This is a genomic window from Micromonospora sp. NPDC005291, from assembly GCF_040607415.1.
Taxonomy (GTDB): Bacteria; Actinomycetota; Actinomycetes; order Mycobacteriales; family Micromonosporaceae; genus Micromonospora.
Genome location: NZ_JBEXGR010000035.1, coordinates 13,368 through 29,132, shown reverse-complemented (window position 1 = coordinate 29,132; position 15,765 = coordinate 13,368). Strand labels below are relative to the sequence as shown.

At 70.4% G+C, this 15,765-nt stretch carries 17 protein-coding genes; 15 read left to right on the top strand and 2 right to left on the bottom strand.

The window, feature by feature from the left end; translation table 11 throughout:
- Nucleotides 1–245 precede the first annotated feature (245 nt).
- From ABZT18_RS30240 to ABZT18_RS30230, 3 genes are all read left to right on the top strand, one after another.
- Nucleotides 246–1,199 (top strand): heme o synthase, encoded by a 954-nt coding sequence (locus ABZT18_RS30240; protein ID WP_354994705.1) that lies wholly within the window; start codon nucleotides 246–248, stop codon nucleotides 1,197–1,199.
- A gap of 323 nt (nucleotides 1,200–1,522) precedes the next feature.
- Complete coding sequence (locus ABZT18_RS30235; protein WP_354994704.1) at nucleotides 1,523–1,858, top strand: hypothetical protein; 336 nt, start codon at nucleotides 1,523–1,525, stop codon at nucleotides 1,856–1,858.
- 15 nt (nucleotides 1,859–1,873) lie between these two features.
- Entirely contained in the window at nucleotides 1,874–2,794 is a 921-nt protein-coding gene (locus ABZT18_RS30230) for a hypothetical protein (protein WP_354994703.1), read from the top strand.
- Between the two features lie 383 nt (nucleotides 2,795–3,177).
- Here ABZT18_RS30230 and ABZT18_RS30225 read toward each other — a convergent pair whose 3' ends face one another.
- Nucleotides 3,178–4,143, bottom strand: coding sequence for a COX15/CtaA family protein (locus ABZT18_RS30225; RefSeq protein ID WP_354997246.1), 966 nt, complete (start codon nucleotides 4,141–4,143; stop codon nucleotides 3,178–3,180).
- Nucleotides 4,144–4,319: 176 nt separating this feature from the next.
- Here ABZT18_RS30225 and ABZT18_RS30220 point away from each other — a divergent pair, with 176 nt between their 5' ends.
- From ABZT18_RS30220 to ABZT18_RS30165, 12 genes are all read left to right on the top strand, one after another.
- Complete coding sequence (locus tag ABZT18_RS30220; RefSeq protein WP_354997309.1) at nucleotides 4,320–5,042, top strand: ArsR family transcriptional regulator; 723 nt, start codon at nucleotides 4,320–4,322, stop codon at nucleotides 5,040–5,042.
- A complete protein-coding gene (gene sufB, locus ABZT18_RS30215; protein WP_354997247.1) occupies nucleotides 5,039–6,469 on the top strand; it encodes a Fe-S cluster assembly protein SufB in 1,431 nt (476 codons plus the stop codon). Before ABZT18_RS30220 ends, sufB begins: the two co-directional genes overlap by 4 nt.
- 61 nt (nucleotides 6,470–6,530) lie before the next feature.
- On the top strand, nucleotides 6,531–7,673 hold the full coding sequence (gene sufD, locus ABZT18_RS30210; protein ID WP_354997248.1) for a Fe-S cluster assembly protein SufD: 1,143 nt from the start codon (nucleotides 6,531–6,533) through the stop codon (nucleotides 7,671–7,673).
- A complete protein-coding gene (locus ABZT18_RS30205; protein WP_354997249.1) occupies nucleotides 7,673–7,999 on the top strand; it encodes a non-heme iron oxygenase ferredoxin subunit in 327 nt (108 codons plus the stop codon). Before sufD ends, ABZT18_RS30205 begins: the two co-directional genes overlap by 1 nt.
- Nucleotides 7,999–8,772 (top strand): Fe-S cluster assembly ATPase SufC, encoded by a 774-nt coding sequence (sufC, locus tag ABZT18_RS30200; RefSeq protein WP_354997250.1) that lies wholly within the window; start codon nucleotides 7,999–8,001, stop codon nucleotides 8,770–8,772. Before ABZT18_RS30205 ends, sufC begins: the two co-directional genes overlap by 1 nt.
- Nucleotides 8,773–8,792: 20 nt before the next feature.
- Nucleotides 8,793–10,097, top strand: coding sequence for a cysteine desulfurase (locus ABZT18_RS30195; protein WP_354997251.1), 1,305 nt, complete (start codon nucleotides 8,793–8,795; stop codon nucleotides 10,095–10,097).
- Nucleotides 10,097–10,570, top strand: coding sequence for a Fe-S cluster assembly sulfur transfer protein SufU (gene sufU / locus ABZT18_RS30190; protein ID WP_354997252.1), 474 nt, complete (start codon nucleotides 10,097–10,099; stop codon nucleotides 10,568–10,570). Before ABZT18_RS30195 ends, sufU begins: the two co-directional genes overlap by 1 nt.
- Nucleotides 10,571–10,637: 67 nt before the next feature.
- Nucleotides 10,638–11,099 (top strand): metal-sulfur cluster assembly factor, encoded by a 462-nt coding sequence (locus tag ABZT18_RS30185; RefSeq protein WP_354997253.1) that lies wholly within the window; start codon nucleotides 10,638–10,640, stop codon nucleotides 11,097–11,099.
- A gap of 198 nt (nucleotides 11,100–11,297) precedes the next feature.
- Entirely contained in the window at nucleotides 11,298–11,897 is a 600-nt protein-coding gene (locus tag ABZT18_RS30180; protein ID WP_354997254.1) for a TIGR03086 family metal-binding protein, read from the top strand.
- 583 nt (nucleotides 11,898–12,480) lie between these two features.
- Nucleotides 12,481–13,113 (top strand): LysE family transporter, encoded by a 633-nt coding sequence (locus ABZT18_RS30175; protein WP_355253065.1) that lies wholly within the window; start codon nucleotides 12,481–12,483, stop codon nucleotides 13,111–13,113.
- Nucleotides 13,114–13,238: 125 nt separating this feature from the next.
- On the top strand, nucleotides 13,239–13,901 hold the full coding sequence (locus ABZT18_RS30170) for an acVLRF1 family peptidyl-tRNA hydrolase (protein WP_355253062.1): 663 nt from the start codon (nucleotides 13,239–13,241) through the stop codon (nucleotides 13,899–13,901).
- Between the two features lie 197 nt (nucleotides 13,902–14,098).
- The gene (locus ABZT18_RS30165; RefSeq protein ID WP_354997257.1) at nucleotides 14,099–14,464 is read left to right on the top strand and encodes an SgcJ/EcaC family oxidoreductase; all 366 of its coding nucleotides are present in this window, start codon (nucleotides 14,099–14,101) and stop codon (nucleotides 14,462–14,464) included.
- Nucleotides 14,465–14,596: 132 nt separating this feature from the next.
- Here ABZT18_RS30165 and ABZT18_RS30160 read toward each other — a convergent pair whose 3' ends face one another.
- Entirely contained in the window at nucleotides 14,597–15,517 is a 921-nt protein-coding gene (locus ABZT18_RS30160; RefSeq protein WP_355253059.1) for a neutral zinc metallopeptidase, read from the bottom strand.
- Between the last annotated feature and the right edge of the window lie 248 nt (nucleotides 15,518–15,765).

The window sequence follows — 15,765 nt, the reverse complement described above, 5'->3', positions numbered from 1 at the left end:
CAGATGGGCGGAACCCTCACTGATGACCCTATCGAGCGTGCCTAAACGCGCGCCCGGGGATCTCTGCATGCTGTGCAATACGGGGCTGAGGCTGATTCGTTCAACCCGGTGGTGTGACGGCTCGCACCGTTGTCGGGTCGGCCGGGCAGCCAAAACGACGACGCGTAGTGTGTGACTCGGTGTGCGGACCCGAGCGGGCGCCGCCGATCCGATCTCCCCGTGCCGATGCCGGAAGGTGGCAATCCGTGAGCATGATCACCGAGCGCCCCGCGAGCAACCCAGCCGGGCAGCAGCCGGCACGGGCGGCTGAGAGTCCGGTGGCGCGGCGGGACGTGCGCGCGGTCCTCTCGGCGTATGTGTCGCTCACCAAGCCGCGGATCGTCGAGCTGCTGCTGGTCACCACCATCCCGGCGATGATGCTCGCCGAGGGCGGGCTCCCGTCGCTGTGGCTGATGGCCGTCGTGCTGATCGGTGGCTCCCTCGCCGCAGGCGCGGCCAGCGTGCTCAACTGCTACATCGACCGGGACATCGACCAGTTGATGAGGCGTACCAAGCGTCGACCGCTGCCGGCGCACACCGTGTCGCCCCGTAGCGCTCTGATCTTCGGTCTGGTGCTGGCGGCGGTGTCGGTCGCTCTGATGGCAGCGTTCACCAACCTGCTGGCCGCCGGGCTGACGCTCGCGGCGATCCTCTACTACGACCTCGTCTACACCCTGTGGCTCAAGCGGTCCACCCCGACGAACACCTTCTGGGGCGGCGCCTGCGGGGCGGCCCCGGTGCTGATCGGGTGGGCGGCGGTGACGGGCTCGCTGGCGCCTGCCGCCTGGGGGCTCTTCGCGGTGGTCTTCTTCTGGCAGATGCCGCACTTCTACCCCCTCGCCATGAAGTACAAGGACGACTACGCGCGGGCCGGTATTCCGATGCTGCCAGTGGTGGCCTCGACCCGTCGGGTGAACGCCGAGATCCTGATCTTCGCGTGGCTCACCGTGCTCACCTCCCTGGCTGTCTGGCCGCTGGGGCTCAGCGCGATCTACGGGGTGCCGACCCTGGTGGTGGGCGCCATCTTCGTGGTCGAGGCGCACCGACTCTGCCGGCGCGCGACGCGCGGCGAGGCGGTCAAGCCGATGCGGCTGTTCCACTGGTCGACGACGTACCTGACGATCGTGTTCATGGCCGTCGCGCTCGACGCGTTGATCTGACGCGCCAACCGTCACCCGCGCACCCGCCACGCCCCGGCACTGCCCGTCTGTGAACCGTCGCCGGTGCCGATGATCTCCTGACTAATCACGGCCATGGATGAGTTGTCCGGGTTTAATGTCACATCAGAGTAACTTTCAGCATGAGTCGGATCGGCTCAACCTGCGGCACCTAGGCCCTGATTTGCCGAGGGGTTTCAAGCTGAAAAGTCCGGATAAAAACGGACAGCAAACCTGTGGTGTTCCTTAAACCTGGAGGTAATTGGCATCACAAAAGGTTCAGGGTTCTCGCCCCAGGGGGTGCAAGTCTGCTTAGGCTTCGCGTCATGGCAGATGGTTCCGATACGACGCTGACGGCCGAGCAGACCGCCGGCGAGCAGGCGCCCCACGGCCTGGTCGCGGGCCTCAGAGCGTTCGCAGCCGGACACGGCGGCGCGAAGGCGGTCATCGAGTACGTCGGCAAGCGTGGCGCGCGGATCGTCCTCGTGGGTTCCGACGGTGAGTGGGGCGACCAGTTCGCCGACGACACCGTCACCGCCCGGGAGGCGTGCGCCAAGGCGGGAGTCACCGTCGAGAACGCCTGGGAGCGTGAACTGATGGACCAGATGCGTCCGAGCAACGACCTCTGGCGGTCGATGGCCCGGCGCACGATGGCCCGCTGAGATAAGACACCTGAATTGACCACCCACCAGCAGCCGACCCGGGGGGAACCCCGGGTCGCTCTCGTCACCTGTGCCGAACTGGTCGATCTCGACCCGGACGACCGGCTGGTCGTCGCCCCACTCACCGCCCGTGGCGTCGCCGTCGAGACCGCCATCTGGGACGACCCCGACGTCGACTGGTCCTCCTACGACCTGGTCGTGCTCCGCTCACCATGGGACTACGCGCTGCGCCGCGACGAGTTCGTCGCCTGGGCGGCCACCGTCCCAGCGCTCGTCAATCCGGCCGACGTGGTGCGTTGGAACACCGACAAGCGCTACCTCGCCGAGCTGAGCGCCGCCGAGGTGCCGACCGTGCCGACGTCCTGGGTCGAGCCGGGGGAGAGCTGGCAGCTGCCCGCCGAGACCGGCGAGTACGTGCTCAAGCCCGCGGTCAGCGCCGGCAGTCAGGACACCGGTCGGTATGACATGGCCGACCCGGAGCACCGGGACCTGGCCGAGGCACACGTCCGCCGGCTCTCCGACGCCGGCCGGGTGACCATGGTCCAGCCGTACCTGGGCGCCGTCGACACCGAGGGTGAGACGGCACTGCTCTTCATGGCCGGCCCGGACGGGCTCGCATTCAGCCACGCGATCCGCAAGGGCCCGATTCTGACCGGGCCGGACCTGGGCCCGGACGGGCTCTTAAAGTCCGGGGAGATCACCGCCCGCACCGCCCGACCCGAACAGCTGGCCGTGGCCGAGAAGACCCTCGCCGCGGTGCCTGGCGGCACGCGGCGTCTGCTCTACGCCCGGGTCGACCTGATCCCCGGCCCGGACGGCGAGCCGGTCCTGGTCGAGCTGGAGCTGACCGAGCCGTCGCTCTTCATCGGGTACGCGGACGGAGCCCCCGACCGTCTCGCCGCCGCCATCACCACCCTGCTGGGCCGCCGCAGCTGACCGTCCAAGGGGCCCGCCCCCAAGATGCACGCCAAGGCGTCCGGCCGGCTCGCTGACCCGCCTAGAGGTGTCCGGACCCGCCGGTAGTCGTTCGCCGAACTAAAGATCCGCGCAACTTCACTGAAGTAGTGGTCTCAGCCCTTCACGAGGCCACACTTTCCCCTGAAGTTGCGCGGATCTTTAGTTCGCCGGTCGCGGCGAAGGGGTCGGCGGTCAAGATCGTGCTCGATCCAGGATCGAGTGGCATCGGCGCGTCGGTGAGACCACTACATCCTGGATCGAGCACGATCTTCGGCGCGGGGCGCGGGGCGCGGGGCGCGGGGCGCGGGGCGCGGGGCGCGGGGCGCGGGGCGCGGGGCGCGGGGCGCGGCGGCCCCGTGAGGTCAGGCGGTGACCGGGACGGCCTCTGCGTCGGTGGGAATGGTCGCCTGGAGCGTGGGGGTGACGGGGCGGCGCTCGCGGGTCGACCACTGCACCGACAGGGTGGCCAGCAGGACCAGGCAGGAGCCGAGCATGTGCGCGCCGACCAGGATCGCCGGCACGTGGGTGAAGTACTGCACGAAGCCGATCAGACCCTGACCCAGCTCCACGGCGACCAGGACGATCGCGGCACGGGTGGCCCGCTCGGCTCCGACGGCGCGGAATGCGAAGATCAGCGCCACCGAGAGGCCGATCAGCAGGAAGACGCTGTCGGCGTGCACCTGTGAGATCGACTCCGGGTCCAGTCCGTTGCGGGCCGCGCCGTGGTCGCCGGCGTGCGGACCACTGCCGGTGACCCAGGTGCCGACGACCAGCACCACGACGCTGACGCCGGTGGTGACCCGGGCCAGCACGCGCAGAGGCGCGGGCACCACGGCCACGGTCGGGCCGTCCGGGTCGCTGATGCGTCGCCAAAGGGCGTACGCGGCGGCGATCACGGCCATCGAGGCGAGGAAGTGCAGCCCGACCACCCACGGGTTGAGGTTGGTGAGCACGGTGATGCCACCGAGCACCGCCTGGGCGGGGATGCCCAGGAAGACCGCGACAGCGAGCGCCAGCAGCCCGGGCCGGCGTGGCCGGTGTGCCAACACGGCCAGCAGGGTGGCCAGCGCGATGAGGCCCACCGCGAAGGTCAGCATGCGGTTGCCGAACTCGATCACCCCGTAGACGCCCATCTCGGGAGTGGTGACGTATGAATCGTCGGTGCACCGGGGCCAGGTGGGGCAACCGAGGCCCGAGGCGGTCAACCGGACGGCCCCACCGGTGACGACGATGCCCACGTTCGCGATGATCGAGGTGAGCGCGAGACGGCGCAGCAGGGTGCCGGAGACCGGACGGGCGATTCGGTTCACGGCGCAAATCCTACGCACCGTAGTGATCGAGGTTCGTCCGACTCCATCGGCTCGGTGGTTCGGATCACCGGGGCCTGGGTTTGCGACCCTCCGGGTAATTACGTAACGTTGGCGTTGTGAAAAACGCGGCGGCGCTCTCCGGGCACCAGCCGACGGCCGTTCCGGCCGTCGGTGCGTCCGCGTCCGCGCCCGTCGTGCCCACGTCGCCCGCGCTCGGCGGCGCTGCGGCGGCCGAGGTCTCCACCCGGGACCGGGTCACCCAGCTGCTGCTGGAGCGGGGGGCCACCACCGCTGCGCAGCTCGGTTCGGCGCTCGGGCTCAGCCCGGCGGCGATCCGTCGGCACCTGGACGCGATGCTCGCCGAGGGTGACGTGTTCGCCCGTGAGCAGACCGTGCAGGGCAGTCGCGGTCGGGGGCGTCCGGCCAAGGTGTTCCTGCTGACCGAGGCGGCCCGGATCCGCTGTGGCACCCACCACTACGACAACATGGCCACCGCCGCGTTGCGCTGGATCGCCCGCAGCGGCGGCGCGGAGGCGGTCGAGGCGTTCGCCACCGAGCAGGTCGCCGCCCTGGAGTCCCGCTGTCGGGCCGCCATGGAGGACGCCGGCGACGATCCCCTCGCGCGTGCGGAGGCACTCGCCGACGCGCTCACCGCCGAGGGTTACGCTGCCAACGCGACCACGAGCGCGTCCGGCGGTCAGCTCTGCCAGCACCACTGCCCGGTGGCGCACGTCGCCGGCGAGTTTCCCCAGCTGTGCGAGGCCGAGACCGCGGTGATCTCCCGTCTGGTCGGCACCCACGTGCAGCGCCTGGCCACCATCGCGCACGGCGACGGGGTGTGCACCACGCACATCCCGGCCCAGCAGGTACGCGCCCAATCAGGTAATCCCGTCACCACTGTGAGGACAGATAGATGACCGAGCAGATCGTCCAGCCCCTGACCCAGGAAGAGCAGCTCGCAGCCCTGGGTCGCTACGAGTACGGCTGGTCCGACCCGGACGCCGCCGGGGCGGTTGCCCAGCGCGGCATCAACGAGGCGGTGGTGCGGGACATCTCGGCCAAGAAGAACGAGCCGGCGTGGATGCTCGACCTGCGACTCAAGGGCCTCCGGCTGTTCGGCCGTAAGCCGATGCCGGCCTGGGGCGCGGACCTCACCGGGATCGACTTCGACAACATCAAGTACTTCGTGCGCTCGACCGAGAAGCAGGCCACCAGCTGGGAGGACCTGCCCGAGGACATCAAGAACACCTACGACCGGCTGGGCATCCCGGAGGCGGAGAAGCAGCGGTTGGTCGCCGGTGTCGCGGCGCAGTACGAGTCCGAGGTCGTCTACCACAAGATCCGTGAGGACCTTGAGGAGCAGGGCGTCCTCTTCCTGGACACCGACACCGCGCTGCGCGAGCACGAGGATGTCTTCAAGGAGTACTTCGGCACGGTGATCCCGGTCGGCGACAACAAGTTCGCCGCTCTGAACACCTCCGTGTGGTCCGGCGGCTCGTTCATCTACGTGCCGAAGGGCGTGCGCGTGGACATCCCGCTGCAGGCCTACTTCCGGATCAACACGGAGAACATGGGCCAGTTCGAGCGGACGCTGATCATCGTCGACGAGGGTGCGTACGTGCACTACGTCGAGGGCTGCACTGCGCCGCTCTACTCCTCCGACTCGCTGCACAGCGCGGTCGTGGAGATCATCGTCAAGAAGAACGCGCGCTGCCGCTACACGACCATCCAGAACTGGTCGAACAACGTCTACAACCTGGTCACCAAGCGCGCCGTCTGCCACGAGGGCGCGACCATGGAGTGGGTCGACGGCAACATCGGCTCCAAGGTCACCATGAAGTACCCGGCGGTCTACATGACCGGCGAGCACGCCAAGGGCGAGGTGCTCTCGGTGGCGATGGCCGGCGAGGGTCAGCACCAGGACGCCGGCGCCAAGATGGTGCACGCCGCGCCGCACACCTCCTCGACCATCGTGTCGAAGTCGATCGCCCGGGGCGGCGGCCGCACCTCGTACCGGGGTCTGGTGCAGGTGCTGGAGGGTTCGCACCACAGCCGGAGCACGGTCAAGTGCGACGCGCTGCTGGTCGACACCATCTCCCGCTCGGACACCTACCCGTACGTCGACATCCGTGAGGACGACGTGTCGATGGGGCACGAGGCGACCGTCTCCAAGATCAGTGACGACCAGCTCTTCTACCTGATGAGCCGGGGCCTGAGCGAGGACGAGGCGATGGCCATGATCGTGCGCGGCTTCATCGAGCCGGTCGCCAAGGAACTCCCGATGGAGTACGCCCTGGAGCTCAACCGGCTGATCGAGCTCCAGATGGAGGGCGCGGTCGGCTGACGCCGCCCGCCCCGCCGACCGAGCACCAGACACTGTCGTCGCAGAACAGACCAAGGAAGAAATGACTACCCAGGCTTCCGCGCCGCCCAGCACCAAGTCGCAGGCGCTGCGCTCGTACGACGTCGCCGACTTCCCGGCCCTCACCGGCCTGGAGGAGGACTGGCGTTTCACCCCGCTCAAGCGGCTGCGCGGCCTCGCCGGTGAGCCGCAGGCCGCCACCGGCACGGTCCGGCACGAGTACGCCGACCTGCCCGAGGGCGTGGCCGTGGAGCGGATCAGCACCGACGACCGGCGGGTGGGCAGCGTGCTCACCCCGGTCGACCGGGTCAGCGCGCTCGCGTACGGCGGCGCCGGCCAGGCGCTGCTGCTCACCGTGGCCAGCGACGTCGTGGTGGGTGGGCCGGTGAGCCTGCGGGTGGTCGGCGAGGGCGCCGAGGGTGTGGCCTTCGGGCACACCTTCGTCGAGGTGGGCCGGTTCGCCGAGGTGACCCTGGTGCTGGAGCACGTCGGCTCGGTGACCCTGGCCGACAACGTCGAGGTCTCCGTGGCCGACGGGGCGAAGCTGACCCTGGTCACCGTCGCGGACTGGGCCGACGACGCGGTGCAGGCACAGCACCTCAAGATCAAGCTGGGTCGGGACGCCCGGGTGACGCACGTCCAGGTCAGCCTCGGCGGTGACCTCGTCCGGCAGTTCACCAGCGTGGAATACACCGGCCGGGGTGGCGAGGCCGAGCTGTACGGCGTCTACTTCGCCGACTCCGGCCAGCACCTGGAGCACCGGCAGTTGGTCGACCACAGCGTTCCGGACTGCCGCAGCTACGTCGGCTACCGGGGCGCGCTGCAGGGCGCGGACGCCCACACCGTCTGGGTGGGCGACGTGCTGATCCGGGCCGAGGCGACCGGCACCGACTCGTACGAGATCAACCGGAACCTGCTGCTCACCGACGGCGCGCGGGCGGACTCCGTACCCAATCTCGAGATCGAGACCGGCGAGATCGCCGGCGCCGGCCACGCCAGCGCGACCGGCCGCTTCGACGACGAGCAGCTGTTCTACCTGATGGCCCGGGGTATCCCGGAGAGCGAAGCCCGTCGCCTGGTGGTCCGCGGCTTCTTCGCCGAGCTGATCAACAAGATCCCGGTGGAGTCGCTGCGCGAGCGCCTCGGCGACGCGATCGAGGCCCGGCTGACCAAGGCGGGCGCCTGATGATCCGAATCTGCTCCGCCGAGGACGTGCCGAAGGGCACCGCGATCAGCGCGGATGTCGACGGCACTCCGATCGCCCTGGTGCACGGCGAGGACGGCAACTTCTACGCCGCGTACGACGAGTGCTCGCACGCCTCGGTCGCCCTCTCCGAGGGTGAGGTCGACGGCTGCACGCTGGAGTGCTGGTTGCACGGCTCGCGCTTCGACCTGCGCACCGGGCAGCCCACCGGGCTGCCGGCCACCGAACCCGTACCCGTCTACCCCGTCGACGTCCGCGACGGCGACATCTACCTCAGCCTGACGCCGAGTAATGGAGTGACCCGATAATGAGCACCCTGGAGATCCGCGACCTGAAGGTGTCGGTCAAGCTGCCCGAGGGTGAGCTCAAGCCGATCCTGTCGGGCGTCGACCTGACCGTCCGCTCCGGTGAGACCCACGCGATCATGGGCCCGAACGGCTCCGGCAAGTCCACCCTGGCGTACTCGATCGCCGGTCATCCCAAGTACGAGATCACCGGCGGCACGGTGACCCTCGACGGCGAGGACGTGCTGGCCATGACGGTCGACGAGCGCGCTCGCGCCGGCCTCTTCCTGGCCATGCAGTATCCGGTCGAGGTGCCCGGCGTCTCGGTGGCCAACTTCCTGCGGACCGCGAAGACCGCCATCGACGGCGAGGCGCCGAAGCTGCGTACCTGGGGCGGCGAGCTGCGCGGCGCCATGGAGCGCCTCCAGATGGACCCGGCGTTCGCCCAGCGCAACGTCAACGAGGGCTTCTCCGGCGGTGAGAAGAAGCGGCACGAGATCGTCCAGCTGGAGCTGCTCAAGCCGAAGATCGCGATCCTCGACGAGACCGACTCCGGCCTCGACGTGGACGCGCTGCGCGTGGTCAGCGAGGGCGTCAACCGGGTCCGCGACAACGGCGACACCGGCGTACTGCTGATCACCCACTACACGCGGATCCTGCGCTACATCAAGCCGGACTTCGTCCACGTCTTCGTGGCCGGCCGGATCGTCGAGCAGGGCGGCCCGGAGCTGGCCGACAAGCTCGAGGCCGAGGGCTACGAGCGGTACGCCGCCGGGGCCGGCACGGCCCAGGCCTGAGCGAGAGAGGCGCTGCCGAGATGACCAGCATCGCGATCCCACCAGGGATGCCGCAGTACGACGACGTGCCGCGTTTCGACGTGGCCCGGGTGCGCGCCGACTTCCCGATCCTGGATCGGGAGATCAACGGGCACCCGCTGGTCTACCTTGACAGCGCCAACACCTCGCACAAACCCCGCCAGGTGCTCGACGTGCTGGGGGAGCACTACGCGCTGCACAACGCCAACGTGTCGCGCTCCGTGCACACCCTGGGCACCGAGGCCACCGAGGCGTACGAGGGGGCGCGGGCCAAGATCGCCGCGTTCATCAACGCGCCGAGCCCCGGCGAGGTGGTGTTCACCAAGAACTCCACCGAGGCGATCAACATCGTGGCGTACGCGTTCTCCAACGCCTCGCTGCGTCCGGACGCCGACCCGCGGTTCCGGCTGGGCCCGGGCGACGAGGTGGTGATCTCCGAGATGGAGCACCACTCGAACATCGTCCCGTGGCAGCTGCTCTGCGAGCGGACCGGCGCGACCCTGCGCTGGTTCCCGGTCACCGATCAGGGCCGGCTCGACGAGTCCGGGCTGGACGACCTGGTCACCGAGCGGACGAAGATCGTTTCGCTGGTGCACATGTCGAACATCCTCGGCACGATCAACGCCACCTCGCGGATCACCGCGCGGGTCCGTGAGGTGGGCGCGCTGCTGCTGCTGGACTGCTCGCAGTCGGTGCCGCACCTGCCCATCGACGTGGTCGATCTCGACGCCGACTACATCGTCTTCACCGGGCACAAGATGTGCGGCCCGACCGGCATCGGTGTGCTCTGGGGCCGGGGCGAGCTGCTGGCGGCCATGCCGCCGGTCTTCGGGGGCGGCTCGATGATCGAGACGGTCACCATGGCCCGGTCGACGTTCGCCGCGCCGCCGGCCCGATTCGAGGCGGGCACCCCGCCGATCGCCGAGGCGGTCGCGCTCGGAGCGGCGGTGGACTACCTCACCGGGATCGGGATGCGGGCCATCCAGTGGCACGAGAAGGAGCTGACGGCGTACGCGCTGGAAGCCCTCGGCTCGGTGCCGGACCTGCGGATCTTCGGCCCGACCGTGCCGGTGGGCCGGGGTGGCACCATCTCGTTCGCGTTGGGTGACGTGCACCCGCACGACGTGGGTCAGGTGCTCGACTCGCTCGGCGTGCAGGTGCGGGTGGGCCACCACTGTGCCAAGCCGGTGTGCAACCGGTTCGGCGTCCCGGCGACGACCCGGGCCTCGTTCTACCTCTACACCACCACCGAGGAGATCGATGCTCTGGTGGCCGGTCTGGAGCAGGTGCGGAAGGTGTTCGACTGATGCAGCTCGACCAGCTCTACCAGGAGATCATCCTGGACCACTACAAGCGCCCACATGGACGTGGCCTGCGTGACGCCGACGACTCGGGCGACCGGGTCGCGGAAGCGCACCACGTCAACCCGACCTGTGGTGACGAGGTCACCGTCCGGGTGGCCACGAACGGCGACGTGCTGCACGACATCTCGTACGACGGGATGGGTTGCTCGATCAGCCAGGCCTCGGCGAGCGTGTTGCACGAGTTGCTGCGCGGTCGGGGCGCCGGGGAAGCTTTCGAGGTGCACGAGGCGTTCGTGGAGTTGATGTCCGGGCGTGGCCAGGTCACGCCGGACGAGGACGTGCTCGGTGACGGGGTGGCTTTCGCGGGTGTGGCCCGCTACCCCGCCCGGGTCAAGTGCGCGCTGCTGCCGTGGATGGCGTTCAAGGACGCCGCGGCACGCGCCGGTGTGGGCGTGAGCCCGGAGGTGAAGGCGTGAGCGTGCGTCAGCGAGCGAATGACACGGTGGTGCCTCGTGGCATCACGAAGCTAAGCGGAGGGACGGCATGAGCGAGAACACCGCTACCGCGGCGACGCCGGAGACCGGTGACGCCACCGCGGCGCCGCAGACCGACGCCGTGACGACCGACGGTGCCGCGACGCCGGGTGCCGGCGACGCCGTCACCCCGGCGGGCGGCGTCACCAAGGCCATGATCGCCGACGTCGAAGAGGCGATGAAGGACGTCGTCGATCCGGAGCTCGGCATCAACGTGGTCGACCTGGGCCTGGTGTACGGGGTGCACGTCGACGACGAGAACGTCGCGACCCTGGACATGACGCTCACGTCGGCGGCCTGCCCACTGACCGACGTGATCGAGGACCAGACCCGGCAGGCGCTGACCACCGGCCCGGGCGGCGGCCTGGTCAACGACATCCGAATCAACTGGGTCTGGCTCCCGCCGTGGGGCCCGGACAAGATCACCGATGAGGGCCGGGACCAGCTCCGCTCCCTCGGCTTCAACGTCTGACCCGACTCCGATCCACCGACATCGAGCGCGGCGCCCGTTTGGGTGCCGCGCTCGATGTCGTGGTGAGCAAAACCTGGATCAGTAGTGGAACGGATCGTTCCGGTCTGCTAGCCTGACCCAGAGCAACGGAGCGGAATATTCCGCTCCCCAAGTGGGCGGAGTCGCTAACTTGACGGGATCGGCGGAGAGGTCAGGACGATGAGCGAGATGGCAGCGGGACAGTGGCGGACCGTGCTCGACGAGGCGCACAAGGCGCTCCGGACGGCCGTCGAGGGTGTCCCGGCCGACGCCTGGGAGCGGCCCACCCCGTGCGAGCGGTGGACGGTCACTCAGGTGCTTCAGCACGCGACCGGCGACCAGATCGGCTACGCGGCAATGATCGTCGGCGGGCCGGGGCCGTCGGAGGATCCGTTCGCGCCCTCTGGGCGGATCGAGGGTGACAAGCTGGTCGGCCTGCGCGCCGCCCTCGACGCGTCCGCCCGCGCCTGGGCAGGTGTCGCCGACGACGACCCGGAGGTGCCCACGCCGCTGCCCCAGGGCAAGCTGCCGGCCCACGTTGGTGCCGTCGCGTGCGCCCTCGACGCGGCAGTGCACGCCTGGGACATCGCCACGGCCACCGGCCAACCGTCCCCGCTCGGCGACGACCTGGCCCGCCCCCTGCTGGTGGTCGCCCGGCAGATCGTCGAGCCACTGCGGGCCTACGGCGTGTACGCCCCGGCGATCGACCCCGCTCCGGAGGCTGACGAGGTCAGTGTCCTGCTCTGCTACCTCGGTCGCCACCCCCGGCTGCCCGCCTGAAAAGACCTGGTCGGCCCCGATCATGACGTGGGCAAACGCGGGACATGCGGTGGCGTCGAGTGGGGTGGGTTTGCGCGTGCCGGATTCGGCTCGCTGTCGACGCGGCCCCCGTCATACGCCGACAGCGCCCACTCCCCGGAGGCGCCTCTACCCGACGCCGACGACCGCGCCCGGGGCGTTGCTGGCCGCAACCGCGCGACCCCGCCAGCTCCCGCCGCGCCGCGCCGCGCCCCGGCCCGGCCCGGCCCGGCCCAAGATCGTGCTCGATCCAGGATCGAGTGGCATCGGCGCGTCGGTGAGACCACTACATCCTGGATCGAGCACGATCTTGGGGCGTGGGGCGTGGGGCGTGGGGCGTGGGGCGTGGGGCGTGGGGCGTGGGGCGCGGGGCGCGGGGCGCGGGGCGCGGGGCGCGGGGCGCGGGGCGCGAGGCGCGGGAAATCTGGTGGCGGGGGTGAGGCTTCGGCGGCCAGGATGACGGGGTGACTGAGGCGTACCCGAAACAGGTTTCTGTCCGCGCGGCCACCGCCGCGCGTCGACAGCGCACCGTGCCCGGGGTGGCCTCGATTCGCCGTCCGTCGTCGTGAGCGGAGCGTTCCTCGCCGGCCTGGTGGCCGGCTACGGTGTCGCCATCCCCGTCGGCGCGATCGCGATCCTCATCCTGGGGCTCAGTGCCCGTACCTCGTTCCGGGTCGGTGCGGCCGCGGCGCTCGCGGTGGCGACGGCCGACGGGCTCTACGCGGCGGTCGCTGTGCTCGGCGGTGCCGGTCTGGTCGGGATCATCACGCCGGTCGCCGGGCCGCTGCGGGTGGTCGCCGCCGTGGTCCTGCTGGGTCTCGCCGCGCATGGCCTGTGGCGGACCTGGCGCGCCCACCGCTCGCGGCAGACGCCCACGGCACCCGTCGGTCGAGGTCTGAGCACTCCGGGGCGGGCCTACGCCGCGTTGCTCGGGTTGACCCTGCTGAACCCGATGACGGTGCTCTACTTCGCCGCGCTGGTGCTCGGCCGTCGGGACACCGCCGACACGGACGCGGGCTCCGCGGCGTTCTTCGTGGCCGGTGTGTTCCTGGCGTCGGCGAGCTGGCAGCTGTTCATCGCCGGCGGCGGCACGATGGTCGGCCGGGCGCTGACTGGACCGCGCGGCCGGCTGGTCACCGGCCTGGTCTCCAGCGCGCTCATCGCCGCGCTGGCGGTGGTCGCGTTGCTGCCGGGCTGAGCGATCCCCGCCCGTCCGACTGGCCGTGCCGGCCCCGCCCGGGCTGAGCGGTCCCCGCCCGCCGACCGGCCGTGCCGGCCCCGCCCGACCGCCCTGCCGGGCCGGCCGTGCCGTACGGTCGGGCGGTGACCAGTCGACCCGCAGCCGGGGGCGGCCGGTGGGTCGAGGTCGACCCGGCCCGTATCGGCCGCTGGGTCGAGGGCTTCGCCGACCGGCACGGCTCGCCCACCACGACCGTCCAGGGGTACGGGCTACTGCTCGCCGCCCCCGACGGGTCCACCGCCGAACTGCACGCCCCACCCGGGTCGCCGGCCAGCGTCGACGTCGCCGGGTTCGTGGCCTCCGCCGTCGCGCCCCGCCGGATCGGCCTGCTGCTGGCCCGCAAGGGCGCGGTGGCAGTGGGCGTGGCCGAGGGCCCCGACCTCGTCGTGTCCAAGGTGGACCGCCAGTACGTGCAGGGGCGCACCGCCGCGGGGGGATGGTCGCAACAAAGGTTCGCCCGTCGGCGCGACAACCAGGCCAAGGCGGCGATGGGGGACGCGGCGGAGCTGGCCGTACGGCTGCTGTTGCCGGAGGCGGCGGCTCTCGCGGCGGTGGTCTGCGGCGGTGATCGGCGGGCGGTCGACACGGTGCTCACCGACCGGCGGTTGGCCCCGCTCGTGCCGCTGCGTGCCGAGCGGCTGCTCGATGTGCCGGAGCCTCGGCACGCGGTGCTGGTCGCCGCGGTGGGCGGGGCCCGGGCGGTATGGATCCGGTTGCGTGATCCGGCGCCCGACCGGGCCGACTGACCTCGGGCGCTGCCGGTCGGGCAGTGTCGGCGGACGGACGACCGCGCGCCATATCAAGGATTCCTGGGACATGGTCGGACCGGCGCTCGGAGAATGGGCCGTCATCCCGTTGACCCCTCCGGGTAGCTCCGGAAGGGCTCGTCCGACGGGATCCACGCCGTCTCTGGCCGAGACCGACGAAGACCAGGGAGTTCATCATGTCCAGCGCCGAGGCCGAGATCCTGCGTACCGTCCTCGACCGGTGGCGGTCCGCGGTCGACGCCCATGAGCCGGATCGCGTCGCGTCGTGCTTCACCGACGACGCGATCTTCCAGGGCCTGCACCCGTACACGGTCGGCCGTGCGGGTGTCGCCGCGTACTACGCCGCCCAGCCGCTCGGCCTGACCGCCACGTACGACCTTCGGGAGACCCGGCGGCTCGCCGACGACCTGGTCCTCGGCTATCTGGAGGTCGACTTCGGCTTCACCGACCGGCCGACGCTCACCGTCCACCTCGGCGTGATCGTGCGGCGTGCCAATGGCGCCTGGCTCATCGGTCACTACCAAGTCTCGCGGCCCGACTGACTCGGACCGGCGCGTCGATCATGGAGTTGTGGTGGTGGACGAAGACCGCTTACCGTCCTAAACCGGGAACCACAACTCCATGATCGACGCTGACGGGGGTGAGGGTGAGGGTGGGGGTGGGGGTGAGGGGGCTTAGAGCTGGTTGGTGGCGAAGGTGTCGCAGGTCTTTGGGTCGCCGCCGTTGAAGCCCTGCTGGAACCAGCGCTGGCGCTGCGCGGAGGTGCCGTGGGTGAAGGAGTCGGGGTTGACCTGTCCACCGGAGCGTTCCTGGATGCTGTCGTCGCCGATCGCCTCGGCGGCCTTGAGCGCCTCATTGATGTCGGTCTGGGTGATTGACGTGAAGAGCGGCTCCTGGCCGGACTTGTCCTTGCTCTCGGTGGCGTGCTTGGCCCAGGCACCGGCGTAGCAGTCGGCCTGCAACTCCAGCCGGACGGACGCGGAGCGGGGGCCACTCTGGTCGCCCTGGCCGGCCTTCTCGTTCGTGCCGAGCAGGTTCTGGACGTGGTGGCCGTACTCGTGGGCGAGCACGTAGGGCTGGGCGAACTCGCCCTTGGCGCCGAACCGGGAGGCCAGCTCGTCGTAGAAGCTCAGGTCGATGTACACCTGCCGGTCGGCCGGGCAGTAGAACGGGCCGACGCCCGAGTCGGCCTGGCCACAGCCGGTGTTCACGGCGGCCTGGAAGTAGTTGGTGTCGGTCGGCTCGTACTTGCCCTTGCCCAGCTCCGGGTACGCCTTCTCCCAGTAGCCCTGGATGCTGTTGACGAAGAGCAGGTTGCGGCAACGTACGTCGTCGAAGCGCTGGGCGTTGTCACGCGAGCACAGCTGCTCCAGGTCGGTGCCGCCGGCCTGCCCGCCCTCGTCGCCGTTGGTCATCGCGTTCAGGCCGAACCCGCCGCCCAGCAGCGCGACCAGCACGGCCACCACGATGCCGATCAGCCCGCCGCGACCACCGCCGCCGGGCAGCGGGATGCCCATGCCACCGCCCGCCCCACCGCCTCGGCCCCGGTCGTTGACCTGGGAGGTGTCGAGTTCGGCCCGCTCGTTGAGTTCCATGCTGACCCCGATCGCCGTATGCCGGTGATTGTCATGTGAATGTCGTTGTGTCGCCTGATAGCCGGAGGGGGTCCGGATCGCCGTTAGCGATACCCGATGATCTTGGCTGGTAATCCGGGCGGGCCGTCCGGCGGCGCCCGGTACACTTGTCGGGTGCTGCGCTGCGAAGGCTGAACCGCCCCGCGCCGTCGGGCCCCTTGAGCCCGCCGGCCGTTTCGCGTGCCCCGAGTCAGCCTTCAGACCCCGAG

Excerpts from the sequence above, each read along its gene's own strand:
- ABZT18_RS30235 (WP_354994704.1), top strand. The coding sequence starts at position 1,523 with ATGGCAGATGGTTCCGATACGACGCTGACGGCCGAGCAGACCGCCGGC.
- sufB (WP_354997247.1), top strand. The coding sequence starts at position 5,039 with ATGACCGAGCAGATCGTCCAGCCCCTGACCCAGGAAGAGCAGCTCGCA.
- sufD (WP_354997248.1), top strand. The coding sequence starts at position 6,531 with ATGACTACCCAGGCTTCCGCGCCGCCCAGCACCAAGTCGCAGGCGCTG.
- ABZT18_RS30205 (WP_354997249.1), top strand. The coding sequence starts at position 7,673 with ATGATCCGAATCTGCTCCGCCGAGGACGTGCCGAAGGGCACCGCGATC.
- sufC (WP_354997250.1), top strand. The coding sequence starts at position 7,999 with ATGAGCACCCTGGAGATCCGCGACCTGAAGGTGTCGGTCAAGCTGCCC.
- ABZT18_RS30195 (WP_354997251.1), top strand. The coding sequence starts at position 8,793 with ATGACCAGCATCGCGATCCCACCAGGGATGCCGCAGTACGACGACGTG.
- sufU (WP_354997252.1), top strand. The coding sequence starts at position 10,097 with ATGCAGCTCGACCAGCTCTACCAGGAGATCATCCTGGACCACTACAAG.
- ABZT18_RS30185 (WP_354997253.1), top strand. The coding sequence starts at position 10,638 with ATGAGCGAGAACACCGCTACCGCGGCGACGCCGGAGACCGGTGACGCC.
- ABZT18_RS30180 (WP_354997254.1), top strand. The coding sequence starts at position 11,298 with ATGAGCGAGATGGCAGCGGGACAGTGGCGGACCGTGCTCGACGAGGCG.
- ABZT18_RS30165 (WP_354997257.1), top strand. The coding sequence starts at position 14,099 with ATGTCCAGCGCCGAGGCCGAGATCCTGCGTACCGTCCTCGACCGGTGG.
- ABZT18_RS30160 (WP_355253059.1), bottom strand. The coding sequence starts at position 15,517 with ATGGAACTCAACGAGCGGGCCGAACTCGACACCTCCCAGGTCAACGAC.